Source organism: Saccharothrix sp. NPDC042600 (genome assembly GCF_040647305.1).
In the GTDB taxonomy this organism is placed as follows: domain Bacteria; phylum Actinomycetota; class Actinomycetes; order Mycobacteriales; family Pseudonocardiaceae; genus Actinosynnema; species Actinosynnema mutabilis.
In genome coordinates, this window is sequence record NZ_JBEZBW010000033.1 from 24,357 (window position 1) to 42,776 (window position 18,420).

Below are 18,420 nucleotides of genomic sequence, written 5' to 3' on the forward strand. Positions count from 1 at the left end.
GATCGACATCATCGCGCGTCGGCCCGCGGTCGCGAGCGGACCCTGCCGTTCGACAGGGCCGCGGACCTGCCTTCTGCTAGCGTCGCGCCACCGAACCTTGGGGGGGATCACGGTGTCTGACAGCTTCCTCGTGGCCACGCGCATTCCCATGTCCCGCGAGGGCTTCGAGCGGTGGCTGGACACGCCCGTGCCGGGCCTGGACGTGATCGCCAACCCGGAGGCCATGTTCGACGGCTGGTTGTGGCACGGCGACCGCCGCGACGACTGGTCGACGCCGGAGCTGACGCCCCGCGCGTTCCTCGCCGACCGCGTCGAGCAGGCGTGCCAGGGCAAGCCGGCCGTGACGGTCCTGCTGCACCGCGACGGCGCGCTGGAGGCGTACCTGTTCGACATGGGCTACCGGCGGCCGGTGGTGGACGCCGCGCTGCTCATGTTCGCGGGGGCCGGCGCGGTCAAGTCCGATCCCGCCGAGGACACCGTGCTGTTCTGGGCCGAGACCGGCGGGAACCTGTTCGACGCCGACGACGACGGCTGGCTCGCGGTCCTCTCGGTGGGCCGGGACGGGGCGCGGTTCGTGGCCGACCGCGACCTGACCGACGTGGTGGCGGGCCTGCGGCCGGCCGAGGACGCCTTCTTCGACCTGGTCGCGGTGCTGGCCGAGGAGGAAGAGGACTGGGACTCCGACGAGCCCTACCGCACCGGCACGCCGCGCGACCCCGCCCACGTGGACCCGGCGGTCCTCGCCACGCCCTGACCCCGGGCCGTGTGCGATGCTGGCCCGGGGACGAGTCGTTCGGGGGTGGGATCGTGGCGGCCAAGCGCAAGAGCGGGATCGCGCCGTACGTGGCGCTGCTGGTCGCGCTGATCATCTTCGTGCCGCCGTTGCGCGAGGCGGTGGGCGAGCTGCTCGCGCCGCTGGTGGACATGCTGCCCTGGCGCGGTTGAGCCTCGTCGCGTGGCCTCGGCGGCGTTCGCGCGCACACCTGAAGTCGATCTTCGCCAGAACCGGTGCCCGCAACCGCCGCACGCTGCTGTCCCACGTGCTGGGGACATGATCGCCCGGCACGTAGTGTGGTTCGCGTGGAGCACTTGGGGGAGTGGGTTCGGGGTTGGGCGTTGTGCCGGGACACGCCGGACCCGGTCGAGGAGCACGACGGGTTCCGGGTGGACGTCGGCCAGGCGGGGCACCGCGTCCGGTACGTGGTCAGGGGCACGGGGTCGGTGCGCGAGCGGGCGGCGCTGACCGCCCCGGGAACGTGGTTGAAGGTGGCCGCGCCGCGGGAGGACGTGCTGTCGCTGCTCGGTCCCGAGTGGTCGGTGGGCGCGCCCGAGTACCTGATGAGCGTCGCCCTGGAGGGCGTCGGCGCGCCGGGGGCGGCACCGGACGGGTACCGCGTCGAGGTGGTGGGGGAGCGCGGGTTCCGCGAGGTCGTGGTGGTGGGGCCGGGCGGTGAGCCGGCCGCGCGGGGACGGTTCTCGGTGCGTGGTGGTGCCGCGGTGGTGGACCAGGTCGTGACCGAGCCCGAGCACCGGCGGCGTGGTCTGGGGAAGCTCGTGATGGGACTGATGAGCGTGGCCGCCGCGTGGCGCGGGGCGCATGTCGCCGTGTTGGTGAGCACGGTCGAGGGGCGGTTGTTGTACGAGTCGCTGGGATGGCGCGTCGAGTCCGATGTGGTCGCCGCGCACGTGCCCGAGCTGTGAAGTGTGAACGGACCTCGTTGCTGCGCATGGAGATCTTGTCGGCACGCGTGGAGGTTGCGGTCCGGAGCCGAAGCGCCACGCAGCGTGCGTGAATCATAAGATTTTTCGCGAATTGTGGCGCGCGTTACTTGACTTGCCGGTAACACAACGGTTTGACTCCCGCGTAACCGAAAAAGTCCCCGAACCGCAACACAACCCTGCGGCGCGCCTCCCCGACCGCGCGCCGATCGGGAGCCCCGAACTCCCCCGTACCCCCGCGGCGTGACCCGGCACGGCCAGAGCCTGCTGCCCGCCGCCCGCAAGGAGTCCCCACCATGCCCTGGTTCCAGGCTGCCCGCGCGCTGGTCGCGGCAGTGCTCGCCCTGGCGGGCCTGTCCACGTCCCCCGTCACGGCACCCGTCTCGCCCGCCGGCCCCCCGAGCGGTTCCACCGCGCCGACGACCGCGAGCACCACCACGACGACGGGCACCACGACGTCGTCGAACAGCACGACCACCACGACGTCGCGCCCGACGACCACGACGGTCCCCACCACGGCGACGACGTCCACGACGTCCGGCACGGCTCCGCAGACGGCGGACGGGCGGGTCCGCTCGTTCTGGCTGCACATGAACAGCACGCCCACGACGGACGAGATGATCGCCACCGAGGCGAAGCGGCGCAGCTACGTCGTGCTCAACGCGTGGGAGGGCGAGCTGGCCCGGAAGTTGAAGGCGGCCAACCCGAAGCTCCAGACGTTCGTCTACAAGGACCTGACCTCGACGCGCAGCTACGCCTGCCGCAACGGGGAAGATGACGCGCAGTTGCCCACCGGTGTGGGTTACTGCGACGCCGACAAGAACCACCCCGACTGGTTCTTGCTGGCGCCGGGCGGGCAGCGCTTCGAGTACAGCGGCTACTCCGGGCACTGGCAGATGGACGTCGGCAACCCGGCGTACCAGAACGCCTGGGCGGACAACGTGGTCGCGAGCAGCAAGGGCGTGTTCGACGGAATCTTCATGGACAACGCCCTGTTCCCGTGCGACGCCTACCACTCGGGCACGTGCCCGGCGAAGTACCCGACCAACGCGTCCATCCAGGACGCCTACAAGTCGATGCTCGCCAACACGAGGGCGAAGTTCACCGCGGCCGGGCTGAAGACGGTGGCGAACCTGTCCAACGCGCGGCTGCACACCGGTGCGTGGGACGCCTACACCGAGCACCTCGACGGTGGCTTCGACGAGTGGTGGCTGACGTTCTCGGACAGCGATCTGTTGTCGGAGTACCCGGAGGGCTGGAGCCGGCAGGTGGCGGAGATCGCGTCGAACGAGGCGCGCGGCAAGATCACCTGGGTGCAGCCGCACTTCAGCCGTGGGGCCGAGCAGCCGTTCCGGTACGCGTTGGCGAGCTACCTGTTGGCGAGTGGTGGTCGGTCGGCCATCGCGGAGATCGACGTCACGGACGGGTATGACAACGCCTCGCCTTGGCACCCGGAGTACGACTGGGAGTTGGGTGCGCCTAGCGGGCCGTACAAGGCGTTGGGCGGCAACGTGTTCCGGCGGGACTTCGCGTGTGGTGTGGTGATCGTGAACGCCAACCGGACCGGGTCTCCGGCGGTGGGGGTGGATCTGGGTGGGTCTTACACCAACGCCAAGTCTTCGCCTGTGTCGTCTGTGGCTTTGGCCGGTACTTCCGGTGAGGTGCTTCGCAAGTCTTGCTGAGCCCGTTGCGCTGCGCGTTCGTTTGAGAGATCCGGGAGCTTCGCTTCGCCCTTAAGATCAAGGTTGAAAGATCAAGAGCGAAGATCAAAAGCGAAGAGCGAAAAGCGGCGCTCGCCGCGCGGCAGGCCCCCGGGGGTGGAAGGGCGTCGGTTCGTCCCCCGCACGGCCTGCCGGAGGCAACCACAGATCGCCGGGGTCGTCCAAAAAACTTTCGCTCGTTCCTCGCGAAACTTTTTCAGGCCGACCCCGGTGATCTGTGGTTGGGCTGCGCCCAGGCCGTACGGGGGACGAACCGAGGCCCTTCCTGTGGCTGATAGCCCTTCAGAACTGCGTCCGTGGCGCGGAGTGGGTGGTTAGCAGCCGCCGCAGTTGTAGTACGTCACGTCCCAGTGGTTGCTTTCCAGGTAGTAGATGTTGCCGGAGCCTGAGCGCCACTTGTTGCTGCCGATGTACGTGAAGTTGTTGCGGATGTAGTTGCCCACGCACGTGTAGAGGCTGTAGTCCAGCTTGTAGCCGTTCCAGTGGCTGTACGTGCCGCTCGCGTGTCCCGTCTCCGTGCCACCCGTGATGTTCAGGGCGCAGCCGCTGGCTCGTTTCAGCGTCTCCGCGCCCTGGACGGTGGTCAGGTTGATCTGTTCGAACGACGTGCACGTGGAGTTGTAGCGGTCGCTGCAGCCACCGCTGGAGGACCACGTGATGCCCGCGGCGCGGAAGCGGGCGGCGGCTTCCGAGTGGCTGAGCTTGGTGACCAGGGCTGTGACGGGGGTGTCGGTGGTGGGCTGGTGCACGGGGTCGCGTTCGGTCGGGGTGGCCGTGGCGACCGTGGTGCCGGCCAGGGTGAGCAGGGCGGTGGTGAAGAGGACTGTTGCGGCGCGGAGCAGGGGGTGGTGGCGCATGGCAGGGAGTCCTTTCGGTGGACGGCCGCCAGTGAGGGTAGTGGTTGGCTTTTGACCGGCGCAGCGGCCAAGTGGGAGGTTGTTCACCGGGCCGCTTCGGGGTGCCGCAGGTCAGAGGCTCGTGCGGAACGGGCCGGTGACCTCGTAGGTGATGCCGCCGCTGCTCGAACCGGTCGTGCCGCGCTGGGAGGAGAAGTACAGGCGGTCGCCGGCGGGGTTGAACGCCACGCCGCAGATCTCCGACGACGACTGCCCGGTGATCCGCAGGAACGGGGCCACCACGTCGTTCGGCGTGATCACGCAGATCTCCATGTTGCCGCCGTCCTCGGCGACGTACAGGTCGCCGACCGCGGCGCCGGTGATGTTGTCCACGCCGGTCAACGGCGGGTTGGACGTGAGGTTGTCGTCGTAGGCCACGGCGATGGTGTTGTTCACCGCGTTGTACGCCCACACCTTGTTGTCGCCCTTGGTGGTGAAGAAGCACGTGCCGTTGCGGTAGTACGCGCCCTCGCCGCCGTTGAAGACCTTCGCGCCCGACACCTGCCGCCGGGTGCGGGTGGGGCTGCCGTCCGGGTCGGGCACGGTGGCCCACGACAGCACGCCGTTGACCTCGCGCAGCACCTGGAGGCTGCCCGCGGACAAGTCGCCCCACGTGGTCGGGACGAACCGGTAGAAGCAGCCGTTGCTCTCGTCCTCGGTCAGGTAGATCACCTTGCGGTCCGGGTCGCACGCGGCGGCCTCGTGCTTGAACCGGCCCATCGCCGGGCGGCGCACGGCCGGGTTCACGCCGAACGGGTCTGTCTCGTAGACGTACCCGAGGTCCACCTCCTCGCACGACAGCCACGTGCCCCACGGCGTGTCGCCGCCCGCGCAGTTGCGGTTGGTGCCGGTGAGGATGCTGTACGCCCCGGTGATCTGGCCGGTCGAGGAGAACCGCACCGCGCCGGCGCCACCGGCCGGCGCGGCCATCTCCGCGTTGGACACGTAGATCCAGCCGGTCCCGTCGGCGTAGCACGCGCCACCGTCGGGGGCGCTGTGCCACACGTAGCCGGTGCCCGGCACCGTCTGGGTGGACCGGGCGATCACCCGGCTGGTGAAGCCCTGCGGCAACTGGATGCCGTTGGCGTCGGCGGCCTGCAACGCCCCGTACGGGCTCGGGCCGGTCTGCGCCGGGTAGGCCAGCGCCTCGCTCCAGAGCGTGAAGCCGAAGGCCATCGAACCGCCACCGGCGACGGCGGCGCGCAGGAAGGTGCGACGTTCCACGGGTGCTCCCTCTCGTCGGACGAGATGTCCGGACAGCAGAGCGCGTCCAGGTGGCCGTGGGTGGAGCGGGGTGTGAACCACTTCACAACACGGGCCGAACCGTCAGGCGCGGGCGTCCCAGCGGAAGAGGCGGACCGAGAGGGCGGCGGCCAGGGCGGTCCAGGCGAGCAGGGCCAGTGCGGCCTGACCGACCGGCACCTGCTCGCCCCACGCGCCGGTGACCAGTTCGGCCACGCCGCCGCCGGGTGCGAGCAGTGCTCGGGGATCGGTGGACGCCACCGCCCAGATCCCGCCGCCCAGCAAGCCGAAGAAGAACGGGCCGGTGGTGATCTGGGCCAGTTCCGCGGTCGAGGTGACGCCGCTGGTCGCCACGCCCGCCGCGCAGCTCACCGCCAGGCCGCCGAGCACGGCGAGCAGGAGCAGCTCCGGACGGGTCGGCGCGGGCGCGCCCAGGGCGAGGCTGACGGTGAGCAGGAGCAGCGATTGCACCAGTCCCAGCAGCACCGGCGGCAGCAGCACCCCGGCCAGCACGACGGCGTCGGACGCGGCCCCGGTGCGCAGCCGCTTGAGGTACTGGTCCTGGCGGCGGGCGGTCAGGCTCGTCGTCACCGTCACGTACACCGTGAACCCCGCGGTGGACAGCAGTTGGACGCTGATCACCAGCGGCCACCCCTCGGCGCCCATGGTCAGCGCGAACCACACGCCCACGCCCACCGGCATGACGAACGCCATCGTCGCCGCCATCTTGTTGCGCGCCAACAGCTTCAGCTCGGCGACACCCAACGCGGCGATCACGCGGCACCGCGCGCGGTGTGGAAGACGTCCTCCAGGGACGCGTGGTGGGCCCGCAGCCGGGTCAGGCGCAGGCCGTCGCGGCGCGCCCAGGACAGGAGCAGGTCGAGGTCGTCCTGGAGTTCGCGGGTCCGCACGTGGACCCGGCCGGACGGCTCGTGCACCACGTCGCCGGCCAGCATCGGCAGGGCGTCCACCTGGAGCCGGTCGGGCAGGTCGAACGAGATCCGCGCGGGCTGCGCGGCCAGCACGTCCACCAGCGCCCCGGACACCCGCACCACCCCCTCGTGCAGGATCGCCAACCGGTGCGCCAACGCCTCCGCCTCCTCCAGGTAGTGCGTGGTGAGCACGACGGTCGTGCCCTCCGCGAGCAGGCCGCGCACGACGTCCCACGTGCGTCGCCGCGACTCCGGGTCCAGCCCGGTGGTCGGTTCGTCCAGGAACAGCAGCTCGGGGCGGCCCAGCGTGGCCAACAGCAGGTCCAGCCGCCGGCGCTCGCCGCCGGAGAGCTGCTTGATCCGCACGTCCCGGCGGTGCGCGAGGTCGAGCCGTTCCAGGGCGTCGGCGGGCGTGCCCCGCCGCCACAGGCGGACCATCTCCAGCACCGTCAGGTCGGCCGGGAAACCGCTGTGCTGCAACACGATCCCGGTCCGCGCGCGGATCGCCGACCGGTCCCGGTGCGGGTCCAGGCCCAGCACCCGGACGCGGCCGTCGCTGGGCCGGCGCAGCCCTTCGAGGGCTTCCACGACGGTGGTCTTGCCCGCGCCGTTGGTGCCCAGCAACGCGAACAGCTCCCCCTGCCGCACCTCCAGGTCGATGCCGCGCACCGCCTCGAAGTCCCCGTAACGGCACCGCAGGCCCGTCACGTCGATCACCGCTTTCCTCATGGCGATCATGCTCGTCCGGGGGCGCGGCGGGCGGCAGTGCCGGCCGACACGCGTGAACATGACAGATGTCAGGGGACACCGGGGTGATCCGGCTCGTAGATTCGTGCGGTGACTCTGATCGGCACCTTGCGCCGCTGGACGTGGTGGTCGGTGGTCGGCGCGGGCGTGATGGTCGCGCTGGTGACCACGCTGGAGCTGTCCACCGGCAAGTACGGCGTGGTCGGTACGCCGCTGTTGGCGGCGGCGGTGCTGGTGGTGTGCGTGCAGCACGTCCGGTACCTGCGGCAGGCGATGGGCGGTGTCGGGCGGGGCGAGCAGCGGACCGCCGAGCACCTGGCGACCTTCGGCGTGGCGGTGGCGGCGCTGGCGTACGCGGGCACGCGGGTCGAGGTGCCGATGGCGTGGTACCTGCTCTCGGCGGCGGTGATCGCGCACGTCGTGGCGACGACGCGGGCGGTGTCGCGGTGGCGGCTGGTGGCGGCGGGCACCGTCGTGGTGGTGCTGGCGGGCGGGGTGCTGTGGTCGGACGACCTGCTGGGGTCGTTGGTGATGCCCGTGGTGCTGGTGGTCGGGTTCGTGATCGGCGAGGCGGTGCAGCTGTGGTTCTGGGACGCGGTGCTCCAGCTCGACTTGGCCCGGCAGACCTCCGAGGCGCTGGCGGTGGCCGAGGAACGCCTGCGCTTCGCCGCGGACCTGCACGACATCCAGGGCCACCACCTGCAGGCGATCGCGTTGAAGGGTGAGCTGATCGCGCGGCTGATCGGTCGGGACGACGACGCGGCGCGCACGCACGCGGACGAGGTGGCGGAGTTGGCGCGGACGGCGTTGAAGGAGACCCGGGACGTCGTCCACGGCTACCGGCGGGCCAGCCTGGGCACGGAGATCACCAACGCGGTCGGCGTGCTGCGGGCGGCGGGCATCGAGACGGCGGTGACCGGCGACGCGGCCGACGTGCCGCCGCCGTTGCAGCCGCTGTTCGGGGCGTTGGTGCGGGAGGGGACGACGAACGTGCTGCGGCACAGCCGGGCGCGGCGGTGCTCGGTGGCGGTGGCCGTGGCGGACGGGCAGGTGTCGGTGCGGCTGCGCAACGACGGGGTGCGGCCGGACGAGCCGTCCGAGGCGGGCGCGGGGCTGGCCGGGTTGCGGGAGCGGTTCGCGACGGTGGGCGGGCGGGTGGAGGCGTGCCCGGCGGGCGCGGACGGGTTCGAGCTGGTGGGGCGGGTGCGGACGTGATCCGGATCGTGCTGGCCGACGACGAGGACCTGATCCGGGGCGCGCTGGCGGCGCTGCTGGAGCTGGAGGACGACCTGTCGGTGGTCGTGCAGGCCAGCGACGGGGACGCGGCGGTGGCGGCGGTGCGGGCGCACCGGCCCGACATCGCGGTGTTCGACCTGGAGATGCCCAAGCGGGACGGGGTGCTCGCGGCCGAGGCGGTGCGCGACCTGGAGGGCGTGGCGGTGGTGATCGTGACCCGGCACGCCCGGCCGGGGGTGCTGCGGCGGGCGTTGAGCGCGGGCGTGCGGGGGTTCGTGCCGAAGACGACCCCGGCGGCGAAGCTGGCCTCCATCCTGCGGGACGTGCACGCGGGGCGGCGGTACGTGGACTCGGAGATCGCGGCGGCGGCGTTGACCGAGGACGCGTGCCCGTTGACGGCGCGGGAGCTGGACGTGCTGCGGTACGCGTTGCGCGGGGGGACGGTGACGACCATCGCGCAGGAGGCGCACCTGGCGGCGGGGACGGTGCGGAACTACCTGTCCTCGGCGATGACCAAGCTGGGCGCGCACACCCGGTACGAGGCCGCGCGGTTGGCGTGGGACGAGGGCTGGATCTGACGCGGCGGAGGGTCGGGTGGCGGAGGCGGAGGTCGGGGACGGCGCGGGTGGCGGAGGGGGAGGTCAGGGCGGCGGCGGAGGTAGGGCGGCGGCGTGGGCGGGGCTTGGCGGGCGGGGCGGCGTGGGTGGGCGGGGCTTGGCGGGCCGGGCGGCGAGGGTGGGCGGGCCGTAGCGGTCGGGCGGCGTGGGTGGGTGGGCCGTAGTGGTCGGGGTGTGGGGGTGGCGCGGGGCGTTAGCCTCGGGGTCATGCGAAGGTTCGTCCTGGTTCTGGCCCTGATCGCCACCGCCCTCGCCACGCCCGTCGCGTCCGCCGACCCCGCGCCCACGAAGCCGGTCAAGCACTGCGACTTCATCCCCACCCCCGAGAACCCCGCCGCCAAGCCCGTCAAGCCGCCCCGGCCCGCCGCGTCCACCCGAGGTGGCGGGACGGTGTTCCTGGCGACCAACTACGGGGTGGTCGTCATCGAGCTGGACCGCTCGGTCGCCGCCTGCGCCGCGCACAACTTCGTCCACCTCGTTCGCCACGCGTTCTACAACGACACCCAGTGCTTCCGGCTCACCAACTCCGCCCGCCTCGGCGTCCTCCAGTGCGGGGACATCCACCGCGCGGAGGAGGGCGGCCCGGGGTACCGGTTCGCCGACGAGGTGACGGGGACCGAGACCTACCCGCGCGGCACGGTCGCGATGGGCAACCAGGGTCCGGGCACCAACGGCAGCGAGTTCTTCATCGTCCACTCGCACGCCAACATCCGGCCCGTCTACAGCGTCTTCGGCCACGTCGTGCACGGCATGGACACCCTGGACCGGATCGTCGCGGCGGGCATCGCCGGGGACGCCCAGGACGGCGCGCCCAAGCACCCCGTCCGCATCCACTGGGCGTTCACCCCGGCGCGCTGAACCGGTCAACCGTTCGTGGCAGGCGGGAGCCGGGCGTGCTCACTAGAGTGCCGATCATGAGCGCGCCGCACGTCTGGCTCCCCACCTACGACCGCGGCCTGGTGCGGGCCGACCTGCTGCTGCGGATCGGGGCCGCCCGGCTGCTGACCGCCAACCCGCCCAAGCCCTGCGGGGTGGTGGTGCAGCTGCAGGGCGACGCCAACGGGCAGCGCGGCGGGGCCCGGGAGTACGTCGTCGCCCACGCCGACACCCTCGAACGCGCCGAGCAACTGCTGCTGGAGCTGCTGGTGGAGATCGACCGGGCGCTGGCGGCGGGCAAGTCCGGGGTGATCGAGTTCGACGCCGACGACCACCCGGCGCTGGTGGTGCTGCGCGAGGCGGGGGACGAGCCGATCCGGGAGCTGTGACGTGCGGTACCCGCCCGAACCGTGGCACCTGCGCGGCGCCTGCTGGGCGACGGCGTGGCTGGTGGACGCCGACGCGGTGCCCGGCGCGGTCCGGCCGTCGAGCGTGCGCGGCCGGACGGTCGTGGTGACCGCGTTCGTGGACTACCAGCCCGGCGGGGTGCTGACCTACCGCGAGCTGGCGGCCGTCGTGCCGGTCCGGCGCGGGGTGTCGATCACGTCGATCTGGGTGGACAGCCCCGCCTCGCGCGACGGCGGCCGGGAGCTGTGGGACATCCCCAAGCAGCTCGCCCACTTCGACCTGACCCCGACGCCGCCGTTCGCCGCCCTCGCCCACGACGACCACCACACGATCGCCACCGCCCGCCTCGACCGGGGGTCCCGCTGGTGGCTGCCGGTCGTGGCCCGCGCGGCCGTGCGCCAGCCGAAGCGGACCCCGCTGGCCGTGCGCGGCCGGGTCGCGCCGGCGCGGCTGTCCTGGAGCTTCGACGGGCCGCTGGCCTGGCTGGCCGGGGCGCGTCCGCTGTTCGGGCTGGCCGTCACCCGGATGCGGTTGAGGTTCGGCCCCGAACGAGTGGCTTGACTTCCCACGCGTGGGGGAAACCACGCACGGTGGAACTCCTCGGCATCGATCCGGTGCGCACGGCCGGCGGCCTGGCCAAGGGCCTGGTGGGACTCGCCCTCGCCCCGCTGGAACGCACCCCGCTGCTGCGCCGCGACCGGCGCAACGTGTGGTCGTGCCCCGGACGCCTGCACATCGAGGCGCACGGCGTCCACGGGCCGCGCGGCAAGCAGGTCGCCGCCCGCGTCGAACGCGCGTTGGAACAGCACCCCGGCGTGCGCTGGGCGCGCGTCAACGCGCCGTCGTCGCGGGTGATCGTCGCCGTCGCCGACCCGCCGCCGCGCACCGCCGAGCTGGTCGAGCTGGTCCGCCGCGCCGAGGCCGAACCCGCCACCGAGGACGAGCGGCTGGTCGAGGACGAGCTGCACCACCCCGCCGACGGCCTCAAGGGCACCCGCCTGATCCCGACGCTCGCCGCCGACGCCGCCGGCCTGGTGCTGGCCGCCATCACCAAGGTCGCGCCGTGGGCGCCGCTGCCCGGCGAGATCGCCGCCCTGACCGCCGCCGTCGACCTGCACCCCGGGTTGCGCGAACTGGCCGCGGGCAAGCTCCAGGGCCGGGAACGCGCCGACACCGCCACCTCCATCCTCGCCGCCCTGGTGCACGGCCTGGCCTCCCGCAGCGAGGGCACGCTGCTCGACATCGCCCAACGCGTCCAGCAGTGGCGCGAGGTCAAGGCGCACGAACGGGCCTGGTGCGCCGCCGAGGACGGCCTGATCAAGGGCCCCGAGGACGCCGCCGCCGACCCGATCGTGGTCGAACGCCCCGCGCCGGTCCCCGAGGGTCCGGTCGACCGCTACGCCCGCCGCGCGCTGGCCGCCGGGGCGCTCGCGGGACTGGCCGCCGCGCCGTTCACCGGCCCGCGCCGGGCCATGGCGCTGGGCATCGCGAGCCTGCCCAAGGCCCCGTCGGTCGCGCGGGCCGCGTTCGCCGCGCAGCTCGGCCGGGTGCTGGCCCGCCACGGCACGCTGGTCATGGAACGGTCCGTGCTGCGCGGCCTGGACGCGGTGGACCTGCTCGTGCTGGACGAGGCCGCGCTCGGGTCCGGCCGGTCGGTGCTCAGCGACCTGGTGCCGCTGCCCGACACCGACCCCGCCGAGTCGGCCCGGCACGCGTTCGCGTTGTTCGACCCGGACGAGCCGACCGCCCTGCAGCGCGACGGCGAGTGGGTGCTGGGGCCGATCGACCAGCTCACCCTGAAGGGCCGCAAGGGGACCAGGGAGCGGCGCAAGCTCACCGGCGACGTGCTGGGCCTCGCCCGCGGCGACCGGCTGGAGGCCGTGCTCGCCGTGGACGTCGAGACGCCGCCGATCGTGGACGCCATCGTCGTGGCCGCGCGGGAGGCCGGGCTGCGGCTGGTCGTGGCCGGCGGCCCGTCCCGCTACGCCGACAAGACGGTCCCGTCGGGCACCGGGCTGGTCGGCGCGGTGCGCGGGTTCCAGGCCGAGGGGCACGTGGTGATGGTGGTGTCCGACCACCGCGCCGCGCTGGGCGCGTCGGACTGCGGCGTGGGCGTGCACCGCGCGGGCGGGCCGCCGCCGTGGGGCGCGCACCTGGTCGTCGGGGAGGACCTGTCGGCGGTCGTGCTGCTCGTGGAGGCGGTCGCGGCGGCGCGGCGGGTGGGCCGCGACGGGATCATGCTGGCCCAGGCCGCGAGCGGCATCGGCGCGGTCGGGGCGTTGACCACGCGCGGACCCCGGCCCGCCGAGGGCGCGTCCCGGGCGGTGAACACGGCGTCGGCGATCGGGTTCCTGGACGGCGTGTGGCGGGCGCGGCGGCTCGGGCAGGGCGGGCCGGCGGTCGAACGGCGCGCCACCCAACCGTGGCACCTGATGCCCGTGGACACCGTGCTGGAGCGGCTGGGTTCCGGGCCGGACGGCCTGGACGAGGGCGAGGTGCGCCGCCGGCGGTCCGGTGCCCGGCAGCGGTCCGTGGGGACCAGCCTGGGCAGCGCGTTCCTGGCCGAACTCGCCAACCCGCTCACCCCCGTGCTGGCCGGTGGCGCGGCGCTGTCCGCGGCCGTCGGGTCGCCGGTCGACGCGGCGCTGGTCGGCGGTGTCGTGGGCGTGTCGGCGTTGATCGGCAGCGTGCAGCAGGTGTTCACCGACCGGGCGCTGGCCGACCTGCTCGCCCGCTCCGCCGTGCGCGCCGTGGTGGTGCGGGGCGGTGTCGAGCAGGAGGTGAACGGCGACGACCTGGTGCCCGGTGACGTCGTGCGGCTGGCCGCCGGGGACGTGGTGCCCGCCGACTGCCGGTTGATCAGCGGCGACGGCGTGGAGGCCGACGAGTCGTCGGTGACGGGGGAGTCGTTGCCGGTGACCAAGGACCCCGCGCCGATCGTGGCCGCGGACCCGGCGGACCGGTCGTCGATGCTGTACGAGGGCACCACCATCGCGGTGGGCGAGGCGACGGCCGCGGTGGTCGCGGTCGGCGACGCCACCGAGGTCGGCCGCGCGATGGCCGCCGCCCGCCGCAGCACCCCCGACACCGGGGTGGAGGCGCGCCTGGCGGACCTGACCCGCAAGACGCTGCCGGTCGCGCTGGGGTCGGCGGTCGCGGTGGTCGGGGCCGGGTTGCTGCGCGGGGTCCCGTTGCGGCAGAGCATGGGCGCGGCGGTGAACCTGGCGGTGGCGTCGGTGCCCGAGGGCCTGCCGTTCCTGGTCAACGCGGCCCAGTTGGCCGCCGCGCGCCGGCTCGCCGACCACGGCGCGCTGGTCCGCAACCCGCGCACGATCGAGGCCCTGGGCCGGGTGGACGTGCTGTGCTTCGACAAGACCGGAACGCTGACCGAGGGTCGGCTGAAGGTGAGCCGGGTGGACAACGGCCGCCGCGGCGCCGCTCCCGGGGCCTTGGACGACACCCTGCGCACGGTGTTGGCGGCGGCCGTCCGGGCGACCCCGGCGGCCGACGACCCGGCCGACCTGGTCCACCAGACCGACCGCGCGGTCCTGGAGGGCGCGCGATCGGCCCGCGTGCGCGCCACGACCGGGCGGCGCGGTTGGGCGGCGGTGGAGGTGCTGTCGTTCGAACCGTCGCGCGGCTACCACGCCACCCTGGGGCGGGGCGGACTGTTGAGCGTCAAGGGCGCTCCGGAGGTGGTGCTGCCGCGCTGCGACCTGGACGACAAGACCCGCAAACGCCTGGAGGACCGCGTGCTCAAGCTCGCGGGACGTGGGCACCGGGTGCTGGCCGTGGCCGAGAAGTCCGGGTTCCGGGGGACGTCGGTGACCGACGGGGACGTCACCGGGTTGACCCCGTTGGGGTTCATCGCCCTGTCCGACCCGGTCCGCGACGGCGCTCCTCCGGCGGCGGCGACGCTGCGCGAGGCGGGCGTGCGGATCGTGATGATCACCGGCGACCACCCCGCGACGGGTGAGGCCATCGCGGCCGAGGTCAACGGGTCGTCCGAGGACGTGACGGTGGTCAGCGGCGCGGACGTGGAAGCCATGTCCGACGAGGAGTTGGACGCTCTTCTGCCCACTGTGGACGTCATCGCCCGTTGCACGCCGGCTCAGAAGGTCCGGATCATCGAGGCGTACCAACGCCTGGGGCGCGTGGTCGCGATGACCGGCGACGGGGCGAACGACGCCCCGGCGATCCGCCTGGCCGACGTGGGCATCGCCCTGGGCCGGCGGGGGACGCCCGCCGCCCGTGCCGCCGCCGACCTGGTGGTGACCGACGACCGCCTGGAGACGATCATCTCGGCGCTGGTCGAGGGTCGGGCGATGTGGGCGTCGGTGCGGGAGGCGCTGGCGATCCTGTTGGGCGGCAACCTGGGCGAGATCGCGTTCAGCGTGCTGGGCTCGGCGGTGACCGGGCGTTCGCCGTTGACCGCACGGCAACTGCTGCTGGTGAACCTGTTGACGGACCTGGCCCCGGCGATGGCGATCGCCTTGAGCCGCCCGGACGGCGAGTCGGTGCCCGACCTGTTGCGGGAAGGGCCCTCGACGTCGTTGGGGTCGGCGCTGACGCGGGACATCACGGCGCGGGCGGTGACCACGACGTTGGGCGCGACGGCGGCGTGGACGTTGGCCCGGTTCACGGGTCGGCAGCGGCGGGCGAGCACGGTCGCGCTGGCGGCGCTGGTGGGGACGCAGCTGGGGCAGACGTTGATCACCGGCGGACTGGACCGTTCGGTGCTGGCGGCGAGCCTCGGGTCGGCGGCGGCGCTGGGCGCGGTGATCCAGACGCCCGGCGTGAGCCAGTTCTTCGGCTGCACGCCGTTGGGGCCGATCGGGTGGGGCATCGCGCTGTCGAGCGCGACGGCCGCCAACGTCCTCGGCTTGGCCCTGTCCCCGCTGATCCGCGCGTCGGAGTCGTAGCCGTTCACGAGCCGCTCCACCACCGACGGGCTAGTCGGATTCGCAGGTGACGGCCGGGTCGCGGGTGAACGGGCCGTTGGCGGTGAAGCCGAAGGTCGTGGAGCCGGCCACGGGCAGGCGGGCGTTGTGGGAGAGGTTCGTGACGGTGATCGAGTCGGCGGCGGCGGTGACGGCGCCGTTCCACAGGTTGCTGATCACGTGCCCGGCTTCGCGGGGCCAGGTGACGGTCCAGTTGCGCAGGGCGCTGTCGCGGGCGTTCCGCACGGTGATCTCGGCCTGGTAGCCGCCGGGCCAGGAGTTGGTCACCTTGAAGCGGGCGGTGCAGTCGGGCGGGGGTGGGGCCGCGGCTGCGGTCGGGGTGGTGGTCGGGGCCGTGGTGGTGGTCGCGGTTGGTTGCGGTGTCGTGGTTTCCTGCGCGGTGGGGGTGGCGGCGGGGGTTTCGTCGGTTCGCAGGTAGAGGCCGATGGTGATGCCGGCTGCCACGAGCACGGCGGCTGCCGCCAGCGCCGTGGTCCTGCGCCACGCCCGACGCGGCGGGGTCTCGGTGGGTTCGTCCAGGACCCGGGTCTGGGCGGGGCGTTCGGCGACGACCGCGTCCAGCAGGGCGCAGAAGTCGGCCATCGTGGGGCGTTCCGCCGGGTCGCGTCGCAGCGCCAGGGCCAGCACCTCCGCCAACAGGCCGTCCCCGCCCGGTTCCGCGGTCGGCGGACGTCCCTCCAGGGCGGCGTGGAGGACGGCGCCCAGCGAGTACACGTCCGAGGCGAACACCGCGCCCGCGCCGGCCGCGACCTCCGGGGCCCAGAACGCGGGGGTGCCGACGACGGCCTTCCCATCGGTCACGGTCCCCTCGCCGATCGCGCGGGCGATGCCGAAGTCGGCGATCTTCGCCGTGCCGTCGTCGGTGAGCAGGATGTTGAAGGGGGACACGTCCCGGTGCACGATCCCGGCGGCGTGGGCGGCGGCCAGGGCCGAGGCGACCTGCCAGCCCACGCCGGCCACCAGGGACTCCGGCAGCGGGCCCGCGTCGGTCAGGTCGGCCAGGGTCCTCGACGGCAGGTACTCCAGCACCAGGCACGGCCGGCCGCCGTGGTCGATCACGTCGTGGACGCTGATGGCGTGCGGGTGGCGCAGCCGGGCCGCGACCCGGCCCTCCCGGACCACCCGCTCGACGTCGCCGGAGGTCAGGAACTTCAACGCCACCACGCGGTCCAGCCGCTCGTCGCGGGCGCGCCACACCACGCCGGCGGCACCCCGGCCCACCTGCGCCTGCAGGCGGTACCGCCCCGCGATCACCTCGTCGTGCTCCGGCACAGCGCAGAAATTACTTCGCCGCGCGGGCCCGCGACCAGCCCTGTTTGACGCGGGCGCCGTGATCACGGCATCCTGGTGGTGCGGAGGGGAGTACCCGCCCGGTTCGTGATCGTCACTACGGCCGCTCGGCAGCGGCTCGGTCACGACGCCAGTGCTTTCGGCGCTGGTCGGGGAGACCTCTGGCCACACGAGCCGGAGGAGTCCTGATGCGCGTTCCCGTCGCCCTGTCCGCTGTCGCCCTGGTCGCCGTCGTGAGCGGCTGCGGCGCCGCGCAGGAAGCCGCCCAGACCGCGTCCGCGATCGCCGACACCGCCACCACCGTGCAGGTGTGCGCGCAGGCGCTGTCCCAGGCCACGGCCGCCTTCGACCCGGCCTCGCCCCAACAGGCCGTGGACCAGGCGCACGCCGCCGCGACCTCGCTGACCGACCTCGCCGCGACCGCCGCCGACACCACCGTCAACGAGGCGATCACCGGCTTGGCGGCCACGTTGCGCGATGTGACGGTCGAGGACCTGATCGGTCAGCCGGCCGCGTGGTTGGCGCGCAAGGCCGACCAGGTGGCGGCGTTGACCAGCGCCTGCGCGGGCTGAGTCCCGAGGCCACGAGCGGCCCGCGTTGGTCCGCGTGCGCCGTCACTCCATCGGGTGGCGGTCGGTTTCCGCCCCGGGTCCGGGGGTACCGCGCCGTACGACGGCTCGTGGACCAGGCGCGCCGACGACCGACTGGAGGAGCGATGGCCGAGACCACGCGGGACGTGCTGCGGGCGACGCTGGCGGAGGTCGCGTTCCCGGCCACCAAGAACGACCTGCTCGACGCGGCCATCCGCAAGGGCGACCCGACGGCCGTGCAGGCGCTGCGGGAGATCGCGCGGGCCGAGTACGCCGACCTGGACGAGGTGTTCCGGGCGGTCACCCTGGGCGACGGCGGTTCCTGACGGCTCCGCGCCGCCGGCCGGTGTGTGGGTGGGACGCGTGCGGGTACGCCCTCGGCATGCGGATCAAGGATCTCGGCGGGAGGTCGCGGTCGGCCCGCCGGACGGCGGCGGTGCGCCGATGGCGGAGGTGACCCGCGCCGAGCACACGGTCGTCGCCGGGACGCGGGTGCACGCGGCGGTCCTCGGCCCGGATGGTGCGCCCGACGTCGTGTGCGTGCCGGGGTTGGGTTGTTCGCACCGCTACTTCCTGCCGCTGGCGCGTCGGCTCGCGCCGGTGGCCCGGGTGGCCGTCGTGGACCTGCCGGGGTTCGGCCGCACGCGCGGGCCGCGGGAGGCACTGGACGTGCGGGGGTTGTCGCTGGCGTTGGCGGGTTGGTTGCGGGCGACGAACCGGGGCGGGGCGCTGCTGATCGCGAACTCCGCCGGCTGCCAGGTGGTGGTGGACCTCGCCGTGCACTCGCCCGACCTGCTCGGCCCCGCCGTGCTCGCCGGCCCCACGATGGACCGGCACGCGCGCACCGCGTGGCGCCAGGTGCTGCGGCTGCTCGCCGACGCCCCGCGGGAACGCCCGTCGCTGAGCCTCGTGGCGACCCGCGATTACCTCAAGGCCGGACCGGTACGCATGGCCGCGACCCTGCGCCACCTGCTCGCCGACCCGGTGGAGCGCAAACTGCACCACGTCCGGACCCCGACCGTGGTCGTGCGCGGCAGCCGTGACCCGATCGTGCCGCGCCCGTGGGCGCGGGAAGTCGCGGCGCTGCTGCCGAACGGCCGGTTCGCCGAGGTGCCCGGCGCGCACGCCCTCAACTACTCCGCACCGGACGAACTGGCCACCGTCGCCCGGTCCCTCCTGTGACCC

The 18,420-nt window shown here is 73.6% G+C and carries 18 protein-coding genes; 13 read left to right on the forward strand and 5 right to left on the reverse strand.

All coding sequences use genetic code 11. The features are described from left to right. The first annotated feature begins 112 nt into the window (after positions 1 to 112). The 4 genes from AB0A74_RS20920 to AB0A74_RS20935 all read left to right on the forward strand — a co-directional run bounded on the left by AB0A74_RS20920 (position 113) and on the right by AB0A74_RS20935 (position 3,401). Positions 113 to 754, forward strand: coding sequence for a hypothetical protein (locus AB0A74_RS20920; RefSeq protein ID WP_358251659.1), 642 nt, complete (start codon positions 113 to 115; stop codon positions 752 to 754). A 53-nt stretch (positions 755 to 807) separates the two neighbouring features. Further along, positions 808 to 945 carry a hypothetical protein gene (locus tag AB0A74_RS20925; protein ID WP_358251661.1) on the forward strand — a complete coding sequence of 46 codons (138 nt, stop codon included), beginning with the start codon at positions 808 to 810 and terminating at the stop codon, positions 943 to 945. Between the two features lie 135 nt (positions 946 to 1,080). Beyond that, entirely contained in the window at positions 1,081 to 1,701 is a 621-nt protein-coding gene (locus AB0A74_RS20930) for a GNAT family N-acetyltransferase (RefSeq protein ID WP_358251663.1), read from the forward strand. A 314-nt stretch (positions 1,702 to 2,015) separates the two neighbouring features. Then, on the forward strand, positions 2,016 to 3,401 hold the full coding sequence (locus tag AB0A74_RS20935) for a putative glycoside hydrolase (RefSeq protein WP_358251665.1): 1,386 nt from the start codon (positions 2,016 to 2,018) through the stop codon (positions 3,399 to 3,401). A 353-nt stretch (positions 3,402 to 3,754) separates the two neighbouring features. Here the strand turns inward: AB0A74_RS20935 and AB0A74_RS20940 are convergent, their stop codons facing one another. The 4 genes from AB0A74_RS20940 to AB0A74_RS20955 all read right to left on the reverse strand — a co-directional run bounded on the left by AB0A74_RS20940 (position 3,755) and on the right by AB0A74_RS20955 (position 7,239). Then, positions 3,755 to 4,297, reverse strand: a complete 543-nt coding sequence (locus AB0A74_RS20940; protein WP_358251667.1) for a hypothetical protein — start codon at positions 4,295 to 4,297, stop codon at positions 3,755 to 3,757. A gap of 111 nt (positions 4,298 to 4,408) precedes the next feature. Beyond that, positions 4,409 to 5,560, reverse strand: a complete 1,152-nt coding sequence (locus tag AB0A74_RS20945; RefSeq protein WP_358251673.1) for an alkaline phosphatase PhoX — start codon at positions 5,558 to 5,560, stop codon at positions 4,409 to 4,411. Positions 5,561 to 5,662: 102 nt separating this feature from the next. Beyond that, the gene (locus AB0A74_RS20950; RefSeq protein ID WP_358251675.1) at positions 5,663 to 6,355 is read right to left on the reverse strand and encodes an ABC transporter permease; all 693 of its coding nucleotides are present in this window, start codon (positions 6,353 to 6,355) and stop codon (positions 5,663 to 5,665) included. Beyond that, positions 6,352 to 7,239, reverse strand: a complete 888-nt coding sequence (locus AB0A74_RS20955; protein WP_358251677.1) for an ABC transporter ATP-binding protein — start codon at positions 7,237 to 7,239, stop codon at positions 6,352 to 6,354. The genes AB0A74_RS20950 and AB0A74_RS20955 overlap by 4 nt, the downstream gene beginning before the upstream one ends. Positions 7,240 to 7,347: 108 nt before the next feature. Here AB0A74_RS20955 and AB0A74_RS20960 point away from each other — a divergent pair, with 108 nt between their 5' ends. From AB0A74_RS20960 to AB0A74_RS20985, 6 genes are all read left to right on the forward strand, one after another. Next, the gene (locus AB0A74_RS20960) at positions 7,348 to 8,472 is read left to right on the forward strand and encodes a histidine kinase (RefSeq protein WP_358251678.1); all 1,125 of its coding nucleotides are present in this window, start codon (positions 7,348 to 7,350) and stop codon (positions 8,470 to 8,472) included. Further along, positions 8,469 to 9,071, forward strand: a complete 603-nt coding sequence (locus AB0A74_RS20965) for a response regulator transcription factor (RefSeq protein ID WP_358251680.1) — start codon at positions 8,469 to 8,471, stop codon at positions 9,069 to 9,071. The genes AB0A74_RS20960 and AB0A74_RS20965 overlap by 4 nt, the downstream gene beginning before the upstream one ends. A gap of 246 nt (positions 9,072 to 9,317) precedes the next feature. After that, the gene (locus AB0A74_RS20970; protein ID WP_358251682.1) at positions 9,318 to 9,968 is read left to right on the forward strand and encodes a peptidylprolyl isomerase; all 651 of its coding nucleotides are present in this window, start codon (positions 9,318 to 9,320) and stop codon (positions 9,966 to 9,968) included. Between the two features lie 56 nt (positions 9,969 to 10,024). Beyond that, positions 10,025 to 10,375, forward strand: a complete 351-nt coding sequence (locus tag AB0A74_RS20975; RefSeq protein WP_358251683.1) for a hypothetical protein — start codon at positions 10,025 to 10,027, stop codon at positions 10,373 to 10,375. Between the two features lies 1 nt (position 10,376). Next, positions 10,377 to 10,955, forward strand: a complete 579-nt coding sequence (locus AB0A74_RS20980; RefSeq protein WP_358251685.1) for an acetoacetate decarboxylase family protein — start codon at positions 10,377 to 10,379, stop codon at positions 10,953 to 10,955. Between the two features lie 29 nt (positions 10,956 to 10,984). Next, entirely contained in the window at positions 10,985 to 15,316 is a 4,332-nt protein-coding gene (locus AB0A74_RS20985) for an HAD-IC family P-type ATPase (RefSeq protein WP_358251686.1), read from the forward strand. A 30-nt stretch (positions 15,317 to 15,346) separates the two neighbouring features. On the opposite strand, the gene AB0A74_RS20990 is transcribed toward AB0A74_RS20985, so the two are convergent. Further along, a complete protein-coding gene (locus AB0A74_RS20990; protein WP_358251687.1) occupies positions 15,347 to 16,627 on the reverse strand; it encodes a serine/threonine-protein kinase in 1,281 nt (426 codons plus the stop codon). Between the two features lie 206 nt (positions 16,628 to 16,833). On the opposite strand from AB0A74_RS20990, the gene AB0A74_RS20995 reads away from it, so the two are divergent. The 3 genes from AB0A74_RS20995 (at position 16,834) to AB0A74_RS21005 (ending at position 18,417) form a co-directional block, all read left to right on the forward strand. Then, positions 16,834 to 17,217 carry a bacteriophage spanin2 family protein gene (locus tag AB0A74_RS20995; RefSeq protein ID WP_358251689.1) on the forward strand — a complete coding sequence of 128 codons (384 nt, stop codon included), beginning with the start codon at positions 16,834 to 16,836 and terminating at the stop codon, positions 17,215 to 17,217. A 143-nt stretch (positions 17,218 to 17,360) separates the two neighbouring features. Next, positions 17,361 to 17,561 carry a DUF2795 domain-containing protein gene (locus tag AB0A74_RS21000; protein WP_358251691.1) on the forward strand — a complete coding sequence of 67 codons (201 nt, stop codon included), beginning with the start codon at positions 17,361 to 17,363 and terminating at the stop codon, positions 17,559 to 17,561. A gap of 118 nt (positions 17,562 to 17,679) precedes the next feature. After that, a complete protein-coding gene (locus AB0A74_RS21005) occupies positions 17,680 to 18,417 on the forward strand; it encodes an alpha/beta hydrolase (protein ID WP_358251692.1) in 738 nt (245 codons plus the stop codon). The last annotated feature ends 3 nt before the right edge of the window (positions 18,418 to 18,420 follow it).